This window comes from Streptomyces guryensis (assembly GCF_021261325.1).
Classification (GTDB): Bacteria; Actinomycetota; Actinomycetes; order Streptomycetales; family Streptomycetaceae; genus Streptomyces; species Streptomyces guryensis.
Map to the genome: position 1 here is coordinate 1 of NZ_JAJSBI010000052.1, position 22,585 is coordinate 22,585.

Sequence of the window (22,585 nt, forward strand, 5' to 3'; positions counted from 1 at the left end):
GTCTCGACCACGATGCGCACCGCGCCCTCACGGAACTCAGCGTCGTACGGCGGCTTCTTCTTGGACCCCATGAATCCCAACTTCCCCTGCAATCACGGGCTCCACGCTACGAGGGGATGGTCATTCCGAAGGAATGCGAAACTCGAATTCGGGACGGTCCCACGGCACGGCGGGCGGGTTCGCGAACACGGTCCCGGTCCGCACCGCACCAACACGGTGATAGAAGTCCTCGGCGGGAACATGCGACACGACCTTGAGACGGTCGATACCGGCGGCACGGGCCTCGGACTGCATGTGCGCCACGAGCAGCCGTCCAATACCCCGTCCTTGCGCTTCGTCGGCAACGAACAGCAGGTCGAGCTCCGGTGGAGCGAGGACGAGAGAGTAGAACCCGAGGACCCGGCCTCCATGCTCGTCGGCGCCGACGGCCACAAAGGCGCGGTGGGCCTCGATGTAATCAGGACCTACCCGGTAGCCCGCGACTGCGGCTGCGTACTTACCCTCGTAGGCGCCTGAGCCACGCACGAGCCGCGTGAGCCGTTTGGCATCCCGCGCGACGGCCCGCCGTATCGTGATCGGCCGGCTGATCGGGGAAGTGCGTGAACTCATCCGGAGAGTATGTCGCACCGGGGAGTGCCTTCCTGCGGCCGGTCGGCTACTCGGGCAGGCGTTCCCGCACCGCTCCCAGGAGCTGCTCGGCCCCCGATCGGCCAGGGCACCGCCGCCGAATCGGCCGCCCTCCAACAACAGCCGGCCTCGAACCGATGCGGAGGAACTGGAGACGGCGCGGTGGTCGGCTGCTCTCCCTGGGCCTGCCGTGGCGAAGCCGAGCCGGTACGGGAAACCTCCGAGCCCGCCTCGTCAGACGGATCATCCTGGACGTGTCCGCCGGCCCCGGCGGCTGGACCACGGATGTCCGCGCTTCCGCGTCGGTGCAGGTCATCGACTATGGCCCCGAGCGGAATAACGCCAGCGGCGCGGGCTCCGGCATGAGCCCAGCAGCAACGCGCTCGCCCGAACCGCCCGGCCAGTCCGTGTCCGGACGAGCTGGGCGCGCCTGCCAACGTCTCGCTGACCGCGTTGCGCATCTGAGTCCGTTCGTGTGTGCGGGTCCAACCCCGTTGACCACGGGCCCAGTAGGAGGAGAGCGAGGCCGGGCACTTTCTGACGCGCATGGCTGCTCCTGGGAATCGGCGTCGTATCGGTCGCCCGCTCAGGCTGAGCCGGCACGGTTGTTTCACGGGAGCCCCTGTTGCCGGGCGACGCGTTGCCGTGCGATTTGCAGCAAGTCACGCCCGTGCCATGTGAGTTGACGTGCCAGTCCGGGGAAGGGCACGCGCTGCGCCAGTCCGGCGTCGGCCATGCCTGCGAAGCCCAGCATCAGGCAGCTCGCGAGGAACATGGCACTGCGGGCACCCCCGGCAAGTGTCAGCGGCGGCGGCGCGCAGAACAGCCCCCGTGAGCCCCGTACGCTGCCCGTGCAGCTGCAGCCCACGCGGCAATCCGGGCGGGACCGCGGGGCGGCTCGGCTGGCTGGTGAACGGGGGACGCGAGACACTGGTGGGGAGTCCACTCCTGAGCTGGACCCACGGGTGGGACCCACGGGAGTGTCGCCGCAATATTGCCGGATTCAACAGATCTGACCTGTGCCCTGGTGGGGCGGAGACAAGGACCGAGTCAACCCAGCCCTGACGCTGTCGGGCTCCTGGTAAGGCTGCTTCCACGTCACGCAGCATGGCCCGGACTGGGCGCGGACAGGGAAAGCCATGAATCAGTCACCTGCTGACCCGAGCCCTCCGCGGCTGCTGGCGGGACGGTACCGGCTGGTCGAGCAGTTGGGCCACGGGGGGATGGGCACGGTCTGGCGAGCTCACGACGAGTTGCTCGACCGCGAAGTCGCGGTGAAGGAAGTAAGAGTGAGCGGCCTGTCGCCAGAGGAACGATCCGTCTTGCATGCCCGGATGCAGCAGGAGGCGCGGGCTGCGGCACGCATCAAACACCCAGGTGTGGTCACCGTGTTCGATGTGCTGCAGGAAGGTGACAGCCCCTGGATCGTCATGGAGTTGATCGACGGCCAATCGCTCGAGGACATCCTCATCACCGAGGGAACCCTCCTGCCGCGGGACGCCGCTCGGTTCGGAGCGGCTGTCCTGGCCGCTTTGGACAAGGCGCATCAGCTCGGCATTCTGCACCGTGACGTCAAGCCGGCGAATGTTCTACTGGAACGGAGCGGGAGGATCGTACTCACTGACTTCGGCATAGCGCTCTTCGAAAACTCCCCGGGGCTCACCCGCACCGGCGACATCGTGGGCTCACCCGACTACCTGGCCCCCGAGCGCGCCACCGGCCATCGGCCGGGCCCACCTTCGGATCTGTGGTCCTTGGGTGCGACGTTGTACGCGGCAGTCGAGGGCCAGTCACCGTTCCGGCGCAGTTCGACTCTGAGCACGCTACAAGCCGTGATCTCGGACCCGCTGCCCGAACCGCGTCACGCCGGCTCTCTGGCCTTCGTCATCGAGGCGCTGCTCCGCAAGGACCCGGAGGCGCGGCCCACGGCAAGTCAGGCGCAGCGCATGCTCGAGGAGGTGGCAGCGGGGGCGGCAGCCCCACAAGCAGCACATCCCGCGACCGAGGTGATTCCTCCTCAGGGCGCTTCACCCACAGCTGAAGCGCCCGCCGGCCAGTCCGCAACACCGTTGGAATCGACGCCCCTGCCGCCAAACCACGAGGACACGGCTTCAGCCGTCACGTACTTGCCTCCGGAACCCCCACGCACCCAACCCGGTCGCCGCATCAGGCTGCTGGTCGTGCTCGCCGTCGTACTGGTGACTGTGCTCATCGGAGGGTTGGTCTGGGCGCTCACCTCCAGAACTGGAACCCCGCCGGCCCCGCAGTCCAAAGCGTCGGCCGTCACCGACACTCCCTCGTCGCTGCCCACGAGGCAATCCCCGAGCCGCACGTCGACGTCCGCGAGCTCCCCACCGACGTCGGCGAGCTCCCTACCGACACCGGCGAGCTCGCCACCGACACCGGCGAGCTCCGTACCATCGCTTCCTCCAGCCGCGAGCGGCCCGGGGGCCGTCGTAACGGCCTATTTCGACGCCCTCAACGCCGGTGACTACAAGCATGCTTGGGAACTCGGCGGCAAGAACCTTCAGCGGGGATCGTACGAATCCTTCAGGAACTCCTTCGAAGGTACGGCCGATGAGTCAGCCACGATCACCTCCGTCACGGGCGACTCCGTAGGGATCAATCTCGACGCCACGCAGACGGACGGCACCCACCGCTACTTCTCCGGCACATACACCGTGCGCAACGGCGCCATTGTGGCGGCCGATATCCACGTCAGTGGCTGACCCGACGCAGGCGACAGATTGCGGCCGGCCGTTCCGGCATCACCGTGCACCAGCCGAGCGCGAGGTTGTCGAAGGTGGAGGCCGGGTGCACGGTCGACTCCGGCGGGCAGCTTGGCGAAGGTGGGTGGCAGCGCGCAGCGGGCCTCGCCGAGTACGTCGGCGCACTCCGGCTTCATGCACAGAGTCCTCCGCCGGGGATTCGGCCTGATCCGGGTGTTTGCTCTGGCATCGGGATGAGGCCGGCATGGAGGAACGGCCGCGGGTCGACACGATCCAGTGTTGGGTGGTGAGCGCGACCGGATCACCCGCATCATGCAGGGCGGCCGCTTCCCCAAGCACCCGCAACGCGAGGAGTACGAGCGCCTGTTCGCACCGGCAGGACAGGCGTCCGCGAGCTGAGCGCGCAGTGAGCAACACGACCGGGGGTGGGCCGTCCATGGACGGCCCACCCCCACGTCTGACGTAATCGAACCTCTCACCCGGCGGTCTTCGACATCGGGTTGCCGTAATACGCGTCGGGGCCGTGTTTGCCGGTGTAGTGGCGGGCGAGGAGGTGCGGGGGCGGCGGAGACGCCGGGGACAGGGACAGGGTGTGCAGGGCGATCTCGGCGACCGACTCGCAGATGATCGAGTGTTCCAGGGACTTACGGGCGGTGGCCCCCCAGGTGAAGGGGCCGTGTCCGGCGACCAGCGCGGCGGGGACCTCTACCGCCTTCCGGTCAGTTCTGAGCATGTCCACGATGACGCGGCCGGTGTTGTACTCGTAGTCCGTCGCGCACTGCGCCGGGGTGAGGTCGGGGGTGCAGGAGATCGGGCCGTTGAAGGTGTCGGCGTGGGTGGTGCCCAGCACCGGGATGTCCCGCCGGGCCTGGGCGAAGGCGACGGCGTGGGTGGAGTGGGTGTGGGTGACCCCGCCGATGGAGGGGAAGGCCGCATACAGGCAGCGGTGGGTCTCGGTGTCGGTGGAGGGTCGCAGATCGCCGTCGACGACGGCGCCGTCGAACAGCCGCACGGTCACCAGGTGGTCGATCGTGAGGTCCTCGTAGGGAACTCCGGAGGGCTTGATGACGAACAGCCCTGCTTCCCGGTCGACCCCACTGACGTTGCCCCAGGTCAGCGTCGCCAGGCCGACCTGAGGAATGGCCAGGTTGGCGTCGAGGACCTCCTGTCGCAGGCCGTCGCGAACTCGTACGGTCATCGCTTGTCTTCTCCGATCCGGTTCGTGGCGGTCACAGCGCCTGGGCGAGGCGGTGGTAGGCGGCGTTCCAACGGACTTCCTTGGCGAACTGTCCGGTGGTGGTGTTCTCGTCGATGGTGAGCAGTTCGACGCCGGTCATGGCCGCGTAGTCGGTCAGCGTCTCGAGGTCGACGGCCGAGCTGAGCACCGTGTGATGCGGGGCGCCGGCCAGCAGCCAGTTCTCCGCCGACTCCGCGAGCGAAGGACGCGGCTTCCACACGGCTCGGGCCACGGGGAGGCGGTGCAGCGGCTCGCTGGGCGATATGACGTCCACGGCGTTGGCGGTCAGCCGGAAGCGGTCACCGAGGTCGGAGAGGCCGACGACCACGGCGGGGCCCTCGGCCGCGTTGAAGACGAGGCGGACGGGGTCCTCGCGGCCGCCGATGGACAGCGGGTGGATCTCGCAGCTCGGGCGGGCGGCGGCCACCGAGGGGCAGACCTCCAGCATGTGCGCGCCGAGAACGCGGGGGCTGCCGGGGCCGAGGTGGTAGGTGTAGTCCTCCATGAAGCTGGTGCCGCCGGGCAGTCCCTGGCCCATCACCTTCATGGTGCGCAACAGTGCCGAGGTCTTCCAGTCGCCCTCGCCGCCGAAGCCGTAGCCGTCGGCCATCAGCCGCTGCACGGCGATGCCAGGGAGCTGACGCAGGCCGCCGAGGTCCTCGAAGTTGGTGGTGAAGGCGGTGAAGCCGCCTTCGGTGAGGAAGGTGCGCAGGCCGAGTTCCTGGCGCGCTGCGTAGAGGAGGGAGTCGTGGCGGATGCCGCCGGGGCGCAGGGCGGGAACGACGTCGTACGACTCGACGTATTCGTCCGCCAGTTCCGCCGCCGCCTCGTCCTCGACGGCGTCGACCACGGCGACCAGGTCGTTGACCCCGTAGGTGTTCACGGAGAAGCCGAACCGCAGCTGGGCCTCGACCTTGTCGCCCTCGGTGACCGCCACGTCGCGCATGTTGTCGCCGAAGCGTGCCAGACGCAGCGTGCGCGACGTCTGACGGCCGACAGCGGCCCGCGCCCAGGCTGCCACGCGGCGTACGACCCGCGGGTCGGTGGCGTGACCGGCGACGATCTTGCGGTCGATGCCGACCCGCGATTCGATGTGGCCGAACTCGCGGTCGCCGTGGGCGGCCTGGTTGAGGTTCATGAAGTCCATGTCGATGCTCGGCCAGGGCAGCGACAGGTTGTACTGGGTGTGCAGGTGCAGCAACGGCCGGTCGAGGGTGCTCAGTCCGCCGATCCACATCTTCGCCGGGGAGAAGGTGTGCATCCACGCGATCACACCGACGCAGGTGTCGGAGGCACTGGCCTCCTGGCAGATCCGGCGGATCGCCTCGGCGTCGGTGAGGACGGGCTTCCACACGATCCGCACCGGAACCTTGCCGGGCTGCCCGAGGCTCTCGGAGATGCTCCGCGACTGGTCCGCCACCTGCCGCAGGACGTCGTCGCCGTACAGGCCCTGGCTGCCGGTGAGAAACCAGATCTCGTGGTCGGGGTAGGGCGTGGTCTTCGTTTCCATGAGGGTTTTCCTTTCGGGAAGATCAGGAAGAGGCGGAGGCCTCGGCGCGCAGAGCGCGCAGGCGGTGCATGACGTCGTTCGTGCCGCGGCCGAAGTAGTCGTGCAGCAGCCGGTATTCGGCGTACAGGCGGTCGTAGGCGGCGGCCCGCTCGGGGTCGGGAAGATAGACGCCCGCACGCGCCTTGCCCATGGCCTGGGCGGCGGCCCGGATGTCCGCATACGCGCCCGCCGCGACCGCCGCGTGCATCGCCGCACCCAGCGCCGGCCCCTGCGCGGAGTCGATGACACCGAGGGGTCGACGGGTGACGTCGGCGTAGATCTGCATCAGCAGGGCGTTCTTCGTCAGCCCGCCCGCGATGATCAGCTCGTCGACCGGCACCCCGGACGACTCGAAGGCCTCGATGATGGTGCGGGTGCCGAAGGCGGTGGCCTCCAGCAGCGCCCGGTAGACGTCCTCCGGGCGGGTCGACAGCGTGAGCCCCACGATCACGCCGCTGAGGTCGTGGTCGACCAGGACGGAGCGGTTGCCGCTGTGCCAGTCCAGGGCGATCAACCCGTGCTCCCCGATGGCCTGTTCGGCCGCCAGGGCGGTCAGGTGCTCGTGCGGGTCACGTCCCAGGGCCGCGGCTTCCTCGGCATGAGCGACGGGGAAGCCGGTGCGCACGAACCAGCCGAAGATGTCGCCGACGCCGCTCTGTCCGGCCTCGTAACCCCACAGCCCCGGCAGGATGCCGCCGTCGACGACCCCGCACATCCCGGGCACCTCGGCCCACTGGTCGGAGCTCATCACATGGCAGGTCGAGGTGCCCATGATGGCCACCATCCGGCCCGGCTCCACCGCGGTGGCGGCGGGCGCCGTCACATGCGCGTCGACATTGCCCACGCACACCGCGATCCCTTCCGGCAGGCCGGTCCAGGCCGCCGCCTCGGCCGTCAACCCCCCCGCACGGGCGCCGAGTTGACCGATCGGGTGCTCCAGCTTGTCCGTCACGAAGTCGGCGAAGCCGGGGTTGAGCGCGGCCAGATACTCGCGGGACGGGTAAGTGCCGTCCTGGTACTGGCCCTTGTAACCGGCCGTGCAGGCGTTGCGGACGTACGTGCCGGACAGTCGCCACACGATCCAGTCCGCCGCCTCCAGCCAGCGGTCGGCGAGGGCGTAGAGCTCAGGGTCCTCCTCCAGCAGCTGCAACCCCTTGGCGAACTCCCACTCCGAGGAGATCTTCCCGCCGTACCGCTTCAGCCACGGCTCCCTGCGCTCCGCGGCAAGAGTGGTGATCCGGTCGGCCTGCGCCTGGGCCGCGTGGTGGCGCCACAGCTTGACGTAGGCGTGCGGACGGGCGGTGTACTCGGGCAGTTCGCACAGCGGCGTTCCGTCGGCGAGCACCGGCAGCATCGTGCAGGCGGTGAAGTCCGTGCCGATGCCGATGACCTGCTCCGGCCGCACACCGGAGCGCGCCAGGGCCTCGGGTACGGCGATGCGCAGGACGTCGATGTAGTCGGAGGGCACCTGAAGCGCCCAGTCGGGCGGCAGCGGCGTCCCGTCTGGCAGCGCCCGGTCCAGGACGGCGTGGGTGTAGAGGTGCTCGGCGACGGCCAGTTCGGCACCGTCGGCGACACGGACCACCACGGCCCGTCCGGAGAGCGTTCCGTAGTCGACCCCGTTGACGTAGGTCTCGGGACTGGTCTGTGGGCTGTTCTCGGTGTTGACCATCACACCGCTTTCTGTTCGGTATCTCGCCTGCTGTTCGGGTCTGCGGGCGGGCGTAGGGTGCGCCCCTGGACGAGGGCCGGCCGGAGCCCGGCGTTGTCGCCGGGCCCCGACCGCCGGCCTAGCGACCTGTGACGAGCTTCCAGTCCTGCGACCCGTCGTCGGCCGCGTTCTGAAGGGTCAGCGGCGCTCCCGCCGACGCCCCGCTCAGGTAGAGGCTCGTGTTCTTGGCTGCCTGGAGCCTGTAGTAGCCGTCGGAGGTCTTGACGAGGTTCCAGCTGCCCGTAGCACTGTTGTCGACCCACTGGCCGATGCGCTGACCGACCGTGGCGTTGCCCGTCCAGATCGCCGCCGCCCGGCCGCCCGACCTGTTCAGGAGGGTCGCCCCGCCGTTCGGCTCGGTCACGACGTGCCATTGCTGGGTGTCCGGGTCGGCCGCCGCGCCGGAGTCCTCCAGGGCCACGTCCGGCGTGTCCCCGTTGCCGAGGTTGGCGTCGTTGGTCTTGTTGCCGGTGCCGATCACCTGTCCGGTCTTGCGGTTGACCAGCCGGTAGTAGGTACCGGCCGAGTCACCGAGGTCGACCTCGGCGTAGGCGATCGTGGACGTGCCCTGGTTGTTGAGGATCGCTATGCGGCCGGTGCCGTCGACGTACTGGAGGTTGCGGCTGTAGCCGGCCGGCGAGGTCGTCTGGTACTCCGTCCACACGCCGTCGCTGCGTCCGCTCTCGTTGACCCAGACGTCGCCGCTGTTCGACGCGTTGTAGACGAGACGGCCGTCGGGCAGCCGGACGAGGACCGGGCTGCCGCCGCCGGCGAGCGGGCGGGAGCCGGCGACGACCGGGAGGGAGCCGACCGACATACCGGTCTGGGTGCCGCGGAAGAACTTCAGCGGGTCGTCGGCGATGGCGTACCGGGTGTTGGCCCCGCCGCCCCAGTACTCGAAGGTGATCATCCACCTGCCGTCCGTGGTGGGGACGACGTTGGTCATGCCGGGCCGGCCGCCGCCGATCTCGGTCTTGCCGCCGCCCATGTCCTGGACGGACCCGGAGATGTCGACGACGGGGTCGCTCCAGCCGGTGTTCTCGCCGTCCCAGGTCCGGTGCACGAGGATCTGGCCGTGCGAGTCGGTGGCCGTGTCGTTCGCGGGGTCCTTCGTCGGGACGCCGGTGACCGGGTCGAAGCCGACGTAGTCGTTCTCGTCGGAGTAGTAGCAGACCAGCTTGCCCTTGTAGACCATCAGGTAGGGCTCCCAGAGCGGGTCCACCTGCTTGTTCATGTTGGCGGCGGCGATGTTCTGCCCCACCGCGCCCGCACTGCCGCCCTGCCATCCTCCGGTGGCGACGACGTTGAGGACCTTCCAACTGCCGCCCTGGTCGGTGCTGGCGTACAGGGCGATCGCCAGGTCGCTGCGGTCGCCGTCATTGGACGGGGTCCAGTTCGGGTCGGCCGCCTTGTGCTCCTTGTAGTAGTAGTCGTCACCGGAGACGACACTCGCCAGCAGCAGCGTGCCGGCCTTCAGCCCGCCGACGCTCCGCGGGAGCACGTAGAGGTACGGGTTGGTCCAGTTGCTGGTGTACCGGGCGTACTTGGGGTCCTTGGAGAGGTACGCCGGCGCCTTGACCTCGGACAGTGGCTGCCAGCTCGTCCCGTCGTCGTCGCTCTTGTAGACCGGCAGGGTCTGCCCGTCGGCACTGCCGGACTTCGCCACGACGGTGGACTTCTCGAACGACGCCACCAGCCGCCCACTCGGCAGCTGGGCCGTCTTCGGGTAGACCGCGCAGTTGCCTCGCCCCTTCAGGCACGCGTCACTGCCGAGCTGGTAGAGGATCCCGCCCGTCGGGTTGTACGCCTGTGCACCGGACGCGGGGACGGCCAGCAGCGCGGCCGCCGCGCCGAAGGTGCCCAGCGCCCTGCCCAGGGTTCTTCTCCGCATAACTCCTCCTTCAAGAACAATCACGGTGATGCGGGGGGCTTTGGTCACCGGGACGGTGCACTGCGCTGTGGGGCCGCCCGGTGACCCGGTCAGAGACGGACGCCTGCTCAGACCTCCGGGCCGGTGCCGTCGTGTTCGGCGACGAGGACGCGGACGTCCCACGGGCCCAGGTCCACCTCCGCACCGGTTGGTACGGCGTCGCCGCTCAGGACGTCGGTGAGGGCGACCGGGGCCGGGACCCGCGTCGGCTCCCAGCTCCAGTTGTGGACGACGTGCACGTGACGTCCGTCCGGCGAGGTCCCCGTCGTGGCGGTCACGGTCCCGGGCAGGTCCCGCCATCCCCCGCGCGGCTCCGGTGCCATCCAGGCGGCCAGTGAACGGGCGAGGTCACGGCCGGGGACCGTGCCCACGCAGGTGACATGTCCGGCGCCGTGTTCGCGGGTGGTGACGGCGGGCCAGCGCCCGAAGTGCGGGTGCTCGTAGGAGGCCAGCGTCTCGGCGTCGACCGGGGTGAGGCCTTCGAGCCAGTGCGTCGCCGTCGCGTCGGCGGGCACGTCGAGCGGGCCGCCGTCCACACCGCGGACGGGCACGGCCCCCACCAGGTTGCTGAACTCGTCGTAGTGCACACCCGCCGCCTCGGCGAGACGGCCGGGGGCCCTTTCGATCCGGGCGCGGGCCTCGTGGTCGGCGTATCCGGTGCGCGGGCCCAGGACGAGGTGGCCGCCGGCCCGGGCGTAGGAGGTGAGCCAGTCGAGGGCGGCGTCGGTGGTGATGTACAGCGCCGGTACGACCAGGACCGGGTGGCGGCGCGCGGCCTCCTCCGGTGCCGTGTCCTCGACCAGTTGCGCGACATGCACGATGCGTACCTGCCGGCCGGCGTCGAAGGCGCCCCGGTAGAAGGGGTCGAAGATGCGGTGGTAGGCGGCGGGGTCGGGTTCGCCGTTCGGCTTGGCCAGCGGTGGGTACTTCTGCATCAGCCACTTGCTCGGCATCGAGTAGACCATCGTGATGTCGGCGTCGGGTTCGAGCCCCGCGACGAGCGGACCGGCCTTGTCGAACTCGGCGCCCAGGCGCGCGATCTCGGCGTAGGTGCGGCCGGGCTGCCCGCTGTGCGGCAGGACACCGCCCCAGTAGGTCTCGGCGCCGAAGCGCAGGGTCTGCCACTGCCAGTACTCGATCATCCGCGCGCCGCGGGCCACGTGCGCCCACGCCGTCTGGCGCCACTGGCCGTCGTAGCCGGGCCGGTTGTCCCACGCGAAGCCGATGGAACTCGCGTTGGTCTCGGTGACCAGGAACGGCTCCTGGCGGGAGGAGTACATCCAGTCCGCGGTCTGGTACATCGACCAGAGGCCGGTGGTCTTCCAGATCTGCTCGTGGTCGTCGGGTGTGGGGTCGGGCAGCAGGAGGCCGTCCTGCATGTCGTAGTACGGGTTGCCGGAGGCGATGTCGAGCGGCGCGGCCAGTTCGTCGTCCGCCACGCCCTGCCGTGTGTAGGAGATGCAGGTGGTGACGAAGTGTTCGGAGCTTGCGTACTCGCGGACGATGTCGGCCTGCCAGCCGATGAACTCGGTGACCTGCCGGGCCTGGAACTCGCGCCAGGCGACGTCGTATTGGGGCTGTTCGTTGCCGTCCGGGGTCCACAGGTCGGACCAGTCGGACAGCCGGTGCGACCAGTAGACCAGGCCCCACTCGCGGTTGAGGGTCTCGACGTCGCCGTACCTGTCGCGCAGGTGGTCGACGAAGCGCTGGAAGACACCGCGGTTGTGGAAGAGGTGCAGGCCCGGTTCGTTGTCGACCTGCCAGCCGATGACGGCCGGGTGGTCGGCGTACCGGGCGACGATCTTGCGGATGATCCGCTCGGCGTGGAAACGGAACGCCGGGTGGGTGAAGTCCACCTCCTGCCGGGCGCCCCAGCCGATGCGCTCGCCGGTCCGCCGCTCCCCCGTGATCTCCGGGTACTGGCGGGCCAGCCACGGCGGCACCGCGTAGGTGGGGGTGCCGAGAATGACGGAGATGCCGCGCTCATGGGCGCCGTCGAGGACCGGCTGGAGCCAGTCGAGGTCGAAGCGGCCGTTCTCGGGCTCCCAGGTGGACCAGACCGACTCACCGACCCGGATCACGGTGAAGTTGGCCTCGGCCATCAGGTCCAGGTCGGTCTTCAGCCGTTCGTCGGGCCGCAGTTCGGGGTCGTAGGCGGGCGTGTACTCGTGGTAGTACGCGGCACCGAAGAGGACGCGGGCGGGCAGAACCGCCATGGGGGAACCTCCGAGGAGTCGATGGGGGGTGGGTCTGGGCGTCGGCGCTGTGGTCTGCGGGTTGTTACTGCTTGACGCCGCCGGCGGCCAGACCGCTCTGCCAGTACCGCTGCAGGAGCAGGAAGGCGACGACGAGCGGGATGACGGAGATGAGGGAGCCGGTCACGACGAGCGCGAGCATGTTGCTGTTCGCGCCGCTCCCGCCGCCGAATGCCTGGGACGCCCAGGAGGAGAGGCCGACCGTGACGGGGTACAGCTTCGGGTCGTTCAGCATGATCAGCGGCAGGAAGTAGTTGTTCCAGGTCGCCACGAGCGTGAAGAGCACGACCGTCACCAGGCCCGGGGCCAGCAGTCGCAGGGCGATCGTGCAGAAGATGCGCAACTCCCCCGCCCCGTCGATGCGCGCGGCCTCCAGGAGGCTGTCCGGGACGGCGTCGGCGGCGTAGATGCGCATGAGGTAGAGGCCGAACGGGCTGACCAGCGAGGGCAGCACGATGGCCCAGGGGGTGTTGACGAGGTCCACCTTCGCGAAGAGCAGGTAGGTGGGGATGGCCAGGGCGGTCGTCGGGATCATGACGGCGCCGAGGACGAGGGCGAAGGCCGCGTTGTTGCCGCGGAAGCGGTACTTGGCGAAGCCGTAGCCGGCGGCGGCCGCGAGGAGCGCGGCGCCGAGAGCGCTGCCGACGGAGTACAGGACCGTGTTGAGCAGCCAGTGCAGGAAGACGCCGTCGTCGTGCGTGAGCGTCTCGTGGACGTTCTCCAGCAGTTGCGGCGCGTGCGAGAACCACAGGCCGAAGCTGGTGAACAGGTCCTGGGTGCTCTTGGTCGAGGAGACGGCGAGCCAGAACAGCGGCAGCAGGAAGTACGCCAGGACGGCCAGCATGACGATGGTCAGCGGGGTGCTGCGGCGTCCGACCGAACGCCGGCGCCTGCCACGGGAGGTCGGCGGTGTGCCGCTCGCAGCCGCGCGCGGCGCCGGCCGGGAGGTGGTCGGGGGTGTCGTGGTCGTCACGAGTTCCTCCTGCGGTTCGCGGTGAACAGGACGGCGTAGGAGAAGATCACGATGACCAGGCCGAGGAAGAAGGACACCGCCGCCGAGTAGTTGACCTGCTGACCGGTGAAGGCCAGGGAGTAGGCGTAGAGGTTCGCGGTGTACGAGTTGTCGATGACGTCGGGCGCGATGGGCTGCAGCAGCTTCGGCTCGTTGAACAGCTGGAAGCTGCCGATGACGGAGAACAGCAGGGTGAGCATCAGCGCGGGGCGCAGCGCGGGGAGCTTGATGGACCAGGCGATGCGCCAGGGGCCGGCGCCGTCCATCGCGGCGGCCTCGTACAGCTCCGTGGGAACGGTGCGCAGGGCCGCGTACAGGATGATCATGTTGTAGCCGACGAACTCCCAGGTCACCACGTTCGCCAGGCTGCCCAGCATCCAGCCGTCGCTGAGGAAGTGCGGGACCGGCAGGCCGAGTTTCTGACTCAGCTGGGCGAAGGGGCCGAAGTCCGGCCCGTAGAGGTAGCCCCACATGAGGGTGGCGACCACGCTCGGGACGGCGTACGGCACGAAGATGCCCAGCCGGATCACCCGCGCGAGCCGCAGCAGGCCGCTGTCGAGCGCGAGCGCGAAGACCAGGGCCAGCACCAGCATGAGCGGGACCTGGATCAGGAAGAACTCCGCGACCCGCACGACTCCTTCCCGCAGGAGGGGGTCCTTCAGCGCCGTCAGGTAGTTGTCCAGCCCGACGAAGGTGTTGCCGCCGATGAGCCTCTGCTGGAACAGGCTGAGGTAGGCGGCGTAGCCGAGCGGGGCGAGGAACATCAGCAGGAACAGCACCATGAAGGGTGCGACGAACAGCGGGCCTGCCGCACCTTGGCGCAGGCCACCGAGGCGGCGCCTGGGCCCCGCTCGGCGCGGCTCCTCGGTGGAGGCCACGGTCGTGGCAGTCATCATCGGGCCTTTCTTGGGGGAAGGGCTGGCCGGGGGCGGGTTCCGTGCCCATGCGTCAGGGCGTGGGCACGGAACCCGCCGCGGATCACGGGGACTTGACGGTGAAGCCCTGCGCCTTGGCGTAGGTGGTCAGGCGCGTCTGCCAGGCGCCGAGCGCGGCGACCGCGTCCTTCTTCCTGGTCAGGGCCGTGCCCACGGTCTCGGTCCAGTCGGTGACGGCCTGGTCCAGGAACGGCGGCCACTGGAAGTCGGGGCTGACCGTCTTGCCGATGTCGGCGAAGACCTGGTTGACCTTCTGGCCGCCGTAGAAGGAGGGGGCGTCGGCGGTGAAGGACGCGTCCGCGAGCAGCTGCTTGGTCGCCGGGAAGAACGACTGCTTGGTGTTGAACAGCTTCGCGCTGGCCGGGTCGCTGTTGAGGAACTGCGCGAACATCGCGGCGGCGATCGGGTTCTTGGTCTCCTTGATGACGGCGCTGGTCGAGCCGCCCCAGTTGCCCGAGCTCGGCTTCGACGCGTCCCACTGCGGCAGCGGGGCGGCCCGCCACTTGCCCGCGGTGGACTTGGCCGAGCCGGCCAGGAAGACCGGCCCCCAGGCGGCGGTGATCCAGGTGGCGTACTTGCCCTTGTTCAGCGCGGAGAACCAGGCGTCGGTGAAGTCCGGTTCGACGCCGATCACGCCTTCCTGGGCCAGCGCGCCCCAGTAGGCACCGAGCTTCTTGGAGATCGCGTCGTCCACGTCGATGGTGACGTTGCCCTTGCCGGCGGTCGCGTAGGGCTTGGCCCCCGCCTGCCAGAGCAGTCCGTGCCAGGCGGCCGCCTCGTTCCCGGCCAGGTTGGTCAGGTAGACCTCAGGGTCGGCCTTGTGCAGTTTGCGCGCGGCGGCGGCGAAGTCGTCCCAGGTCTTGGGCGGCTCGATGCCGTGCTTGTCGAAGATGTCCGCCCGGTAGAGCATGCCCATCGGGCCGGTGTCCTGCGGGATCGCCCAGATCTCGCCCTTGGAGCCGCTGACCTGCCCCCAGGTCCAGTCGACGAACTGGTCCTTGAGCTTGTCCGCGCCGTACGGGGCCAGGTCGAGCAGGCTGTCCGTGATCGTGAAGGTGGGGATGGCCTGGTACTCCATCTGCGCCACGTCCGGGGCGCCGCTGCCGGCCTTGATCGCCGTACGCAGCTTCGTGTAGTGCTGCACGCCCTGTCCGGCGTTGACGACCTTGACCTTGATGGCCGGGTACTTCTTCTCGAAGAGCGCGACCTCCTGGTCGATGTCCGGGACCCAGGTCCAGAACGTCAGCTGGGTCGGCGTCTTCATCGCCTTGTCGATGTCGGCCTGGCCGACCTGCTTGTTGGACGAGGAGGCGGAGCTGCCGCCGCCACCGCCGCCGCAGGCGGTCAGAGCGGCACCCAGCGAGACCGCTCCCGCGGCGGTCAGGAGGAGCCTGCGGCTCATCTGGGACTGGCTGGGGGTGGGGTCGGTTCTGTGCATGGAAACTCCCGCCGATGGCTGAGGGAAGGGCACGCCGAGCACAGGCGCGCGCGGGGAGGGTGATGAGAGATACGCAGGCTCGGACGGGCCGGCCAGGGCACGGATGCCTGCATGGCTCAAAGACACGTCGTCGCGGTCGCCGCCCGCCGGGAGGTCCGTCTGCTGTCGAGGCGGAAGCCGGTGGACGGGGAGGGTTCGGGTGGAGCGGAGAACTGCGCCGCTGCCGCTCGGCAGCCGCTGTGGTGCGGAGAAAGCGCTGAGAAGGGGACGCGGCGTCCTTGTGAAGGAGTGTCCGTACAGGACTCACGCGCAGCCGGGGGGAGTCGGGCGGGAACAGTGCTTCGTACGGCGGCTCGCCACACGGCTCCCTGCCCGGTGAGGAAGGCGGTTCCTCGGGCCGGTCGGTGCTGGTCAGTCGTACGTGGACGCACCTCCGCCCAGGGCCGGGAGGGGCCGGACCCCACTCGGAGAGGAGACGGCGGACCGACCGCTGCCCGGGGTCTTCCGGGGTGGCGGAGGCGCTGTCGAGGCGCGGACCACGAGGTCGACCGGTGGTTCACTGGCCGGCAAGGGAGGCGCGTCGGGGTTCTCGATGGAGTGCACGAGGCGTTTGAGCCCCTCCTGCGCCACGGTGTCGAAGGGCTGACGCATCGTGGTGAGCGGAGGGGTCACATAGGCGGCGACGGGGATGTCGTCGAAGCCCACGACGCTGACGTCCTCGGGCACGCGCCGGCCGGCTTCCGCCAGCGCGCGGATGAGCCCGATCGCCATGTCGTCGTTGGCCGCGAACACCGCGGTCATGCCGTCGTCGGCGGCCAGTTCACGGCCCGCCGTGTAGCCGGTCGAGGCGGACCAGTCGCCCTCGACGACGGGCGGGATCGCCCTGCCGTGCGCGGCGAGCGTGGACCGCCAGCCCTCCAGCCGGTCCCGGGCGGCGTACCAGCGCTGCGGGCCGGCGAGGTGGTGGACGGTCTCGTGCCCCAGTTCCAGCAGGTACTCGGTCGCCGTGCGCGCCATCAGATCGGCGCCGACGCCGGCGGCGAGGGTTCTGGGCGTGGACAGGGGTGGCGCCCCGAGGACGAGGACGGGTACGTCGCCGCGGGCGGAGAGGTCCTCGCCGTGTCCGTCGTCGATCGGCTCGGAGATGACGATGCCGTCCACGCCCTGGTCGAGGAGCGAGTCGACGGCGCCGGCGACGCCCGTCGGGTCGCCTTCCAGGGTGTTGACCACGCGGAGGGCGTACCCGGTGTCCCGTACGGCGCGCTCGACGCCCATGATCAGGGAGGCGGGTCCGTACAGGGCGGTTCCCAGCGTCACCACACCGATGGAGCGGGTGCGTCCGGAGGCCAGGGCGCGGGCCGCGTTGTTCATGCGGTAGCCGAGTTCCTCGCCGGCCTCCAGAACGCGGCGGCGCACTTCGGCCGAGACGTAGGGCTCGTCGTTGTAGACCCGGGAGACCGTCTTCTGCGAGACGCCGGCCAACTGGGCGACGTCCACGCTGCGCGGTGCGCCGGAACTCCCGCCCCGTCTTGCCACTCGCCTCATGGTGTCCCCAGATGATCGTGTCCGGTGCCGGTCGGCGCCCTCTGACTGCGCTGACATGTCTACGCAGTCAGAGGGTGGCCGTCAAGCGTCCGAAACGGATTCGTAACCTGGGCGAGGGATCGGATCGGAGTGAGGGCGACTCGCGCACGAGAGGGTGTGGGCGAAAGAGTCACGGTCCTTGACGCCGCGGCTATGACTGCGTAGACAGAACGTGGGGGTCTGACGTGGCCGGGTGCGGCGGTCATGACCTTGGATGCGGCTGCCGGCGGAGGATCACCGAGACCCGCCGCGTGCTCGGCGCGTCCGAGAGGCGACCGGCACCGAGGCGCCCACGCAGCGGGCCCTGGAGGAACTCCGTTCCAAGTACGGGCAGTTCTACGACTTCGGCCGCCGGGACGCCCGGCTCCCCTCAGTCGCCGTCCGACAGGGCTGCGCGTTCGAGAATCCAGGCGCTCCAGGCCGCGTCCGCCGGTTGTTCCGGCAGCTCAAGAAGCTTGGCTCGGCGGTCAGACGGTGCGCCGCTGGAACTGCTGGTTGGCGGCCGTACCGCAGGTCCACTGGATGAGGCGGGTGCCGTTGGCGGTGGAACCGTCGGAGACGTCCAGGCACTTGCCGCTGCTGCGGGCGACGAGACGGTAGTAGCCGTTGCCCTGGTCCTGCTGGAGCCACTGCTGGTTGGCGCCGCCGGTGCAGTGGTACTGCTGCACGAAGGTCCCCTCGGTCGTGGCGTTGTTGGCGACGTCCAGGCACTTGCCACTGTGCTCGGCGATCACCTGGACGTAGCCGCCTCCGGCGTCCGTCAGCCGCCACTGCTGGTTGAGGCCGCCGTTGCAGTCGTACTGCACGACGTCGTAGCTGTCGGCGGCGGAGTTGTCCTTGACGTCGAGGCACCTGCCGCTGTGCCGGGCGACGAAGTTGTAGTAGGGGCCGCCACCCACGCCGGTCACCGCGCCGGCGGCCGTGTCGACGGCGACCTGCGGGTACCACGGCAGGTTCATCGTCCTGCTGGTGGGGAAGGCCAGCGGCAGCCAGACGTACTGCGAGTCGTTGACCGTGCCGCCCATGGAGTTGCCCCAGCGGTCGCCCATGTACAGGTACGAGGTGCCCGAGGTGCCCTGGACGGGCAGGACGTAGGCGGTCTGGGAGCCGTAGGCCGTCGCGTCACCGACGTCCGTCATGGCCGTCCAGGGGCCGGTGATGCTGGAGGCGGTGGCGTAGCGCTGCTGGTTGGGGTTCCATCCGCTGGTGGTCGAACTGAGCATGAAGTAGACGCCGTTGCGCTTGAACAACGCCGGCGCCTCGCGGTAGGCACCGGGCCACGGGTTGGCGACCAGGCTGTCGATGCCGGTGTAGTCGGCGGTCAGCTTGTAGACGTGGAGGTCGGCGTTGTTGTTCGCCGGCCGAGACGAAGTAGGCCGTGCCGTCGTCGTCCTTGAAGAGGGTGTCGTCCCGGGACATCTCGCCGAGCGGGCGGAAGCTGCCCTGGTAGGTGTAGTTGCCGTCGACCGTGTCCGAGACCGCGACCGCCGCACGGGCCTGGCTGTAGTCGCTGCTGTTCTCCTTGTGCATCCACATGACGAACTTGCCGGTGGTGCTGTTGTAGATCACCTTGGGCCGCTCGATGTTGGCGGAAGCCAGCTCGGCGGCGCTGCTCTGGGTGAGGACGTTGTTGCGGAACTCCCAGGTCTTCAGGTCCGTCGACCGGTACGCCGAGACTGCCTTGAAGGAGTTGTCCGGATTCCGGTTCTCGCCGAACCAGTAGTAGTACGAGCCGACCTTGATCACACCGCCGCCGTGGGCGTGGACGACGGCTCCGGTGGTGTCGGTGAACTGGGTTCCGTTGGTCACGGTGAGCGGGGCGGCCTGGGCGGGCGCACTCAAGGGCAGGAGCCCGAGCACGCCCACGAGCACGGCCGACAGGAGCAAGCAGGCACGACGAAGCATGGGGGGCATGCCTTTCTTCCCGGTCCCGACCGGGGCGCTCGAAAGGAGGGGCCACCGAAGGTAGGCGACATGCGCGGCTCGGCCGACGAGCGGGGTGATCTCGACCTCAGGCAGCTTGGAGAAATGTCGGAAGGTGTTCGTTTCCGCTGGAGCACGGTAGGGCTCAATGAGGGGCGCGTCAACGCCACAGACCTGATCTTCCCCAGAAGACCGAGCCAACACTCACACTCCAGACATCCAATCTCTGGCCATAACGGGGGAGTTACCGGTCGGCAACTTTCCGCGAATTTCAAAAACTTTCGGCACGACACTAGACATCAAGCCCGTACGCACCCACTAATCCATCCCATGTCTGTAGGTGCAGCGAGAAGACGACCCACGCCTGGCGCAGCCCCTGGACAAGTCGGCCGAGCCGCGTCGGCACGAGCCCGGCAGCCCATCGCCGAGGCCCGCTCCCCCACGTCCGAACAGGAGAAACCAGGTTGCCGGAATCCATCTCTCGCAGATCAGTTCTGGCCGGTATGGCGGCCATGACGGTGGCCGCCACCGTCGGCTCCGCCGTGATGGCGACGCCCGCGTACGCGGCAACCGCCGGCTCTCCCCTGCCGGTCCCTCCGCTGCGGGTCCCCAAGGTCGACATGGGTCTGGAGCAGCAGCCGGACTCCAGGATCCAGTGGCTGCAGGACGCCAAGCTGGGCATGTTCATCCACTGGGGTGTGTACTCGGGCCCGGCGCAGGGCGAGTGGTACATGCACAACGCGCCTGTCACACCGGCGAATTACCGCAAGTTCGTCACCGATGCCACGAGTGAGCAGTTCACCGCCGACGCCTACGACCCGGCGGCCTGGGCGCAGTTGGCGAAGGACTTCGGCGCGAAGTACACGACTCTGACGACGCGGCACCACGACGGTTTCGCGCTGTGGCCGCTGAACCACCCCAACGCCTGGAGCTCGGGTCAGGCGCCGCTCAACCGCGACTTCGTCAAGGACTACGTGGCAGCGGTACGAGCCGCCGGGCTCAAGGTCGGCCTGTACTACTCGCCGATCGACTGGCGCTACCCCGGCTACTACGACGTCACGGGCACCAACTGCGCGACCAATCCCTGGGGTTACACCACCGATCCGGCGCACAAGGAGAACGCCCGGATCATGAAGACGGAGGTGTACGAGTCGGTCAAGGAGCTGGTCACCCAGTACGGCGTGATCGACGACCTGTGGTGGGACGGCGGCTGGATCGCCGAGCAGGGCACCGACGCCGACGGCGCGTTCTTCTGGGAGCCCGGCCAGTTCCGCGACAGTGCCAACCAGTGGCCGGTGGACGCCACTTACGGCGACACCGACGCCAGTGGCAAGCCACTGGGGCTGATGGGCATGGTCCGCAAGCACCAGCCCGACATCGTCGCCACCTCACGCTCCGGCTGGGCAGGCGACTACGACAGCGAGGAAGGCCCCTCGGTGCCGTCCGGGGCGATCCGCACCGGCAGGCTCGTCGAGAAGGTGTTCACCGTCGGCGGCGCCTGGGGCTACAAGCCGTCCGTGCCCGTCATGGGTTACGGCACCGCCATGAACATCCTGGTCAACGCCTGGGTGCGCAACATGACGGTCATGGTCAACGTCGGTCCGGACCGGTACGGCACGGTATCCGCGGATCAGGCGGGCCTGCTGCGCCAGATCGGCACCTTCATGACCGCCTGCGGCCAGTCGGTCTACGGCACCCGCGGCGGGCCGTGGAACCCGGTCGACGGCCAGTACGGCTACACGTACAAGGACAACACCTTCTACATCCACCTGCTGCCCGGCTACAGCGGCACCACCTTCACCACCCCGTCCATCGGGGACGCCCAGGTCACGCGGGTCTTCGACGTGCGCTCCGGCGCGAACCTGTCGTCCTCGGTCGCGGGTGACGGCCGGGTCGCCGTCAACGGCATCGACCGCACCACCCACCCCCAGGACAGCGTCGTCGGCGTCACCCTGGACCGTTCGGTGCAGCCGGCCGACATCGCCGCCGGCAAGACGGCGTCCGCGGACAGCCAGGAGACGTCCAAGGGCAACCTCGCGGCCAAGGCGGTCGACGGGGAGACCTCCACCCGCTGGTGCGCCGACGACGGCAGCACCGGCCACTGGCTCAAGGTCGACCTCGGCTCCACCCGCTCGCTGACCGGAACCCGGATCGCCTGGGAACTGGACAAGACCAACTACCGGTACAAGATCGAGGGCTCCACCGACAACACCACGTGGACCATGCTCGTCGACAACACCGCCACCGCCGGCACCGGCCAGGTCCAGGCGGCCGCGTTCCGGGCCCAGGCCCGCTACGTCCGCGTCACCGTCACCGGGCTGCCGGCCGGCGCATGGGCGTCCATCCGCACTCTGGAGGTCTACGACCGCCCCTTCAGCGCCGACCTCGGCACCTACAAACTGATCAACCGCAACAGCACCAAGGTGCTCGATGTCGCCGACGCCTCGACCGCCGACGGCGCCGGGCTCATCCAGTGGCCCTGGACCGGCGGGGCCAACCAGCAGTGGACCCTCCTGCCGAACACCGACGGCTCCTTCCGGCTGCGCAACATCAAGAGCGGCAAGGTCCTGCAGAGCCCCGACAGCACGCAGGGCGCGACCCTGACCCAGGGGAGCGATATCGGCGACGACACCCAGGGATGGAAGCTGGTCCCCTCCACCACCAGCGGCTACTACCGGCTCGTCAACGTCCGCACGGGCTGGTGCGCGGACGTCGCGGGCGGTTCGACGGACGACCGTGCCGCCGTCATCCAGTGGCCGGTCGCCGGTGGCGCCAACCAGGACTGGCAACTCGTGGCTCTGTGACCGGTGTTCGGAGGGGCCGTGCCGCATCGCGGTACGGCCCCTCCGGCTTGTCGCGTGGGGAGGGTCAGCCGAACAGGCGCCGCTGGATCTCCCGCCGGTAGTCCTCCAGCGTCCGGTCGAGATGTACGGCCGTGGCCTCGGCGGCCTCGTCGGGCCGGCCGTCACGGATGGCGCGGTAGATCGCCTCGTGCTCCTCCACCGCGGCCGCGGTGCCGTCACCGAACGTGTCGTGTATGCCGATCGCGCTGGACTGGCGCTGCAGCCGACGGGCGTCACGCACCGCGCTGCCGAGGAACGTGTTGTGCGAGGCCGCGGCCAGCGCCGCGTGGAAGTCGTCGTCCGCCTGGTTGAAGACATCGACCTCACCATGGAGGTACCCGTGCCGGCACTGCTGCATGGCGACCTCGATGGTGCGCAGTTCGGCGGGCGTGGCTCGGGTGGCCGCGAGTCTGCTGGCGGCCATCTCCTGAACCCTGCGGAACTCGAACAGCATGAGCACGTGATCGAGGTCCACGGGCCGGAAGAAGCCGCCCCAGCGACTGGTGATCAGCATGCCGTCGTCGTCCGCGACGAAGAGCCCGCGCCCCTTGTGTGCCCGTACCCGGCCGAGCGCCGACAGGATCTTCACGGCTTCCCGGACCACCGCTCGGCTGGTGTCCAGCTGCTGGGCCAGGTCGTTCTCCGTGGGCATCCGGTCGCCGGGGACCAGACGTGTCTCGGCGATGAACTCGAGGATCCGCTCCGCCACGACCTCGTATCCGGGCCGGTAGTCGCGCCGCTCGTCCGCGCCGTTCACCACTGCTGCCACGGCGGGCGTGTCCTTCATGTGTCCTGCCTCCGGGTGGCTGCGA

At 69.3% G+C, this 22,585-nt stretch carries 13 protein-coding genes and 1 pseudogene; 2 read left to right on the forward strand and 12 right to left on the reverse strand.

The features are described 5' to 3' along the window. Positions 1–120: 120 nt before the first annotated feature. Complete coding sequence (locus LJ657_RS46980) at positions 121–609, reverse strand: GNAT family N-acetyltransferase (RefSeq protein WP_232655867.1); 489 nt, start codon at positions 607–609, stop codon at positions 121–123. Positions 610–1,766: 1,157 nt separating this feature from the next. On the opposite strand from LJ657_RS46980, the gene LJ657_RS46985 reads away from it, so the two are divergent. After that, entirely contained in the window at positions 1,767–3,356 is a 1,590-nt protein-coding gene (locus LJ657_RS46985) for a serine/threonine-protein kinase (RefSeq protein ID WP_232655868.1), read from the forward strand. Positions 3,357–3,831: 475 nt separating this feature from the next. Here the strand turns inward: LJ657_RS46985 and araD are convergent, their stop codons facing one another. The 10 genes and pseudogenes from araD to LJ657_RS47035 form a co-directional block, all read right to left on the reverse strand. After that, positions 3,832–4,554 (reverse strand): L-ribulose-5-phosphate 4-epimerase AraD, encoded by a 723-nt coding sequence (gene araD / locus LJ657_RS46990; RefSeq protein WP_232655869.1) that lies wholly within the window; start codon positions 4,552–4,554, stop codon positions 3,832–3,834. 31 nt (positions 4,555–4,585) lie between these two features. Further along, positions 4,586–6,103, reverse strand: coding sequence for an L-arabinose isomerase (gene araA, locus LJ657_RS46995; protein WP_232655870.1), 1,518 nt, complete (start codon positions 6,101–6,103; stop codon positions 4,586–4,588). A 22-nt stretch (positions 6,104–6,125) separates the two neighbouring features. After that, a complete protein-coding gene (gene araB, locus LJ657_RS47000; protein WP_232655871.1) occupies positions 6,126–7,814 on the reverse strand; it encodes a ribulokinase in 1,689 nt (562 codons plus the stop codon). Positions 7,815–7,932: 118 nt separating this feature from the next. Then, the gene (locus LJ657_RS47005) at positions 7,933–9,744 is read right to left on the reverse strand and encodes an RICIN domain-containing protein (RefSeq protein WP_232655872.1); all 1,812 of its coding nucleotides are present in this window, start codon (positions 9,742–9,744) and stop codon (positions 7,933–7,935) included. A 107-nt stretch (positions 9,745–9,851) separates the two neighbouring features. Further along, on the reverse strand, positions 9,852–11,999 hold the full coding sequence (locus tag LJ657_RS47010) for a beta-galactosidase (RefSeq protein WP_232655873.1): 2,148 nt from the start codon (positions 11,997–11,999) through the stop codon (positions 9,852–9,854). 64 nt (positions 12,000–12,063) lie between these two features. Further along, positions 12,064–13,011: a carbohydrate ABC transporter permease gene (locus LJ657_RS47015; RefSeq protein WP_232655874.1), complete on the reverse strand. Its 948-nt coding sequence runs from the start codon at positions 13,009–13,011 to the stop codon at positions 12,064–12,066. Further along, entirely contained in the window at positions 13,008–13,943 is a 936-nt protein-coding gene (locus tag LJ657_RS47020) for a carbohydrate ABC transporter permease (RefSeq protein ID WP_232655875.1), read from the reverse strand. The genes LJ657_RS47015 and LJ657_RS47020 overlap by 4 nt, the downstream gene beginning before the upstream one ends. A gap of 85 nt (positions 13,944–14,028) precedes the next feature. Next, entirely contained in the window at positions 14,029–15,423 is a 1,395-nt protein-coding gene (locus LJ657_RS47025; protein WP_232655876.1) for an ABC transporter substrate-binding protein, read from the reverse strand. 411 nt (positions 15,424–15,834) lie between these two features. Next, positions 15,835–16,920: a LacI family DNA-binding transcriptional regulator gene (locus tag LJ657_RS47030; RefSeq protein ID WP_232655885.1), complete on the reverse strand. Its 1,086-nt coding sequence runs from the start codon at positions 16,918–16,920 to the stop codon at positions 15,835–15,837. A 554-nt stretch (positions 16,921–17,474) separates the two neighbouring features. Continuing rightward, positions 17,475–18,912, reverse strand: a pseudogene (locus LJ657_RS47035) (RICIN domain-containing protein). Between the two features lie 530 nt (positions 18,913–19,442). Here LJ657_RS47035 and LJ657_RS47040 point away from each other — a divergent pair. Next, positions 19,443–21,734, forward strand: coding sequence for an alpha-L-fucosidase (locus LJ657_RS47040; RefSeq protein ID WP_232655877.1), 2,292 nt, complete (start codon positions 19,443–19,445; stop codon positions 21,732–21,734). A gap of 64 nt (positions 21,735–21,798) precedes the next feature. Here the strand turns inward: LJ657_RS47040 and LJ657_RS47045 are convergent, their stop codons facing one another. Then, positions 21,799–22,560 (reverse strand): FadR/GntR family transcriptional regulator, encoded by a 762-nt coding sequence (locus LJ657_RS47045; protein ID WP_232655878.1) that lies wholly within the window; start codon positions 22,558–22,560, stop codon positions 21,799–21,801. Positions 22,561–22,585 lie beyond the last annotated feature (25 nt).

Coding starts and splice junctions, on each gene's coding strand:
- LJ657_RS46980 (WP_232655867.1), bottom strand. CDS start 609: ATGAGTTCACGCACTTCCCCGATCAGCCGGCCGATCACGATACGGCGG.
- LJ657_RS47005 (WP_232655872.1), bottom strand. CDS start 9,744: ATGCGGAGAAGAACCCTGGGCAGGGCGCTGGGCACCTTCGGCGCGGCG.
- LJ657_RS46985 (WP_232655868.1), top strand. CDS start 1,767: ATGAATCAGTCACCTGCTGACCCGAGCCCTCCGCGGCTGCTGGCGGGA.
- LJ657_RS47045 (WP_232655878.1), bottom strand. CDS start 22,560: ATGAAGGACACGCCCGCCGTGGCAGCAGTGGTGAACGGCGCGGACGAG.
- araA (WP_232655870.1), bottom strand. CDS start 6,103: ATGGAAACGAAGACCACGCCCTACCCCGACCACGAGATCTGGTTTCTC.
- LJ657_RS47020 (WP_232655875.1), bottom strand. CDS start 13,943: ATGACTGCCACGACCGTGGCCTCCACCGAGGAGCCGCGCCGAGCGGGG.
- LJ657_RS47010 (WP_232655873.1), bottom strand. CDS start 11,999: ATGGCGGTTCTGCCCGCCCGCGTCCTCTTCGGTGCCGCGTACTACCAC.
- araD (WP_232655869.1), bottom strand. CDS start 4,554: ATGACCGTACGAGTTCGCGACGGCCTGCGACAGGAGGTCCTCGACGCC.
- araB (WP_232655871.1), bottom strand. CDS start 7,814: ATGGTCAACACCGAGAACAGCCCACAGACCAGTCCCGAGACCTACGTC.
- LJ657_RS47025 (WP_232655876.1), bottom strand. CDS start 15,423: ATGCACAGAACCGACCCCACCCCCAGCCAGTCCCAGATGAGCCGCAGG.
- LJ657_RS47040 (WP_232655877.1), top strand. CDS start 19,443: ATGACGGTGGCCGCCACCGTCGGCTCCGCCGTGATGGCGACGCCCGCG.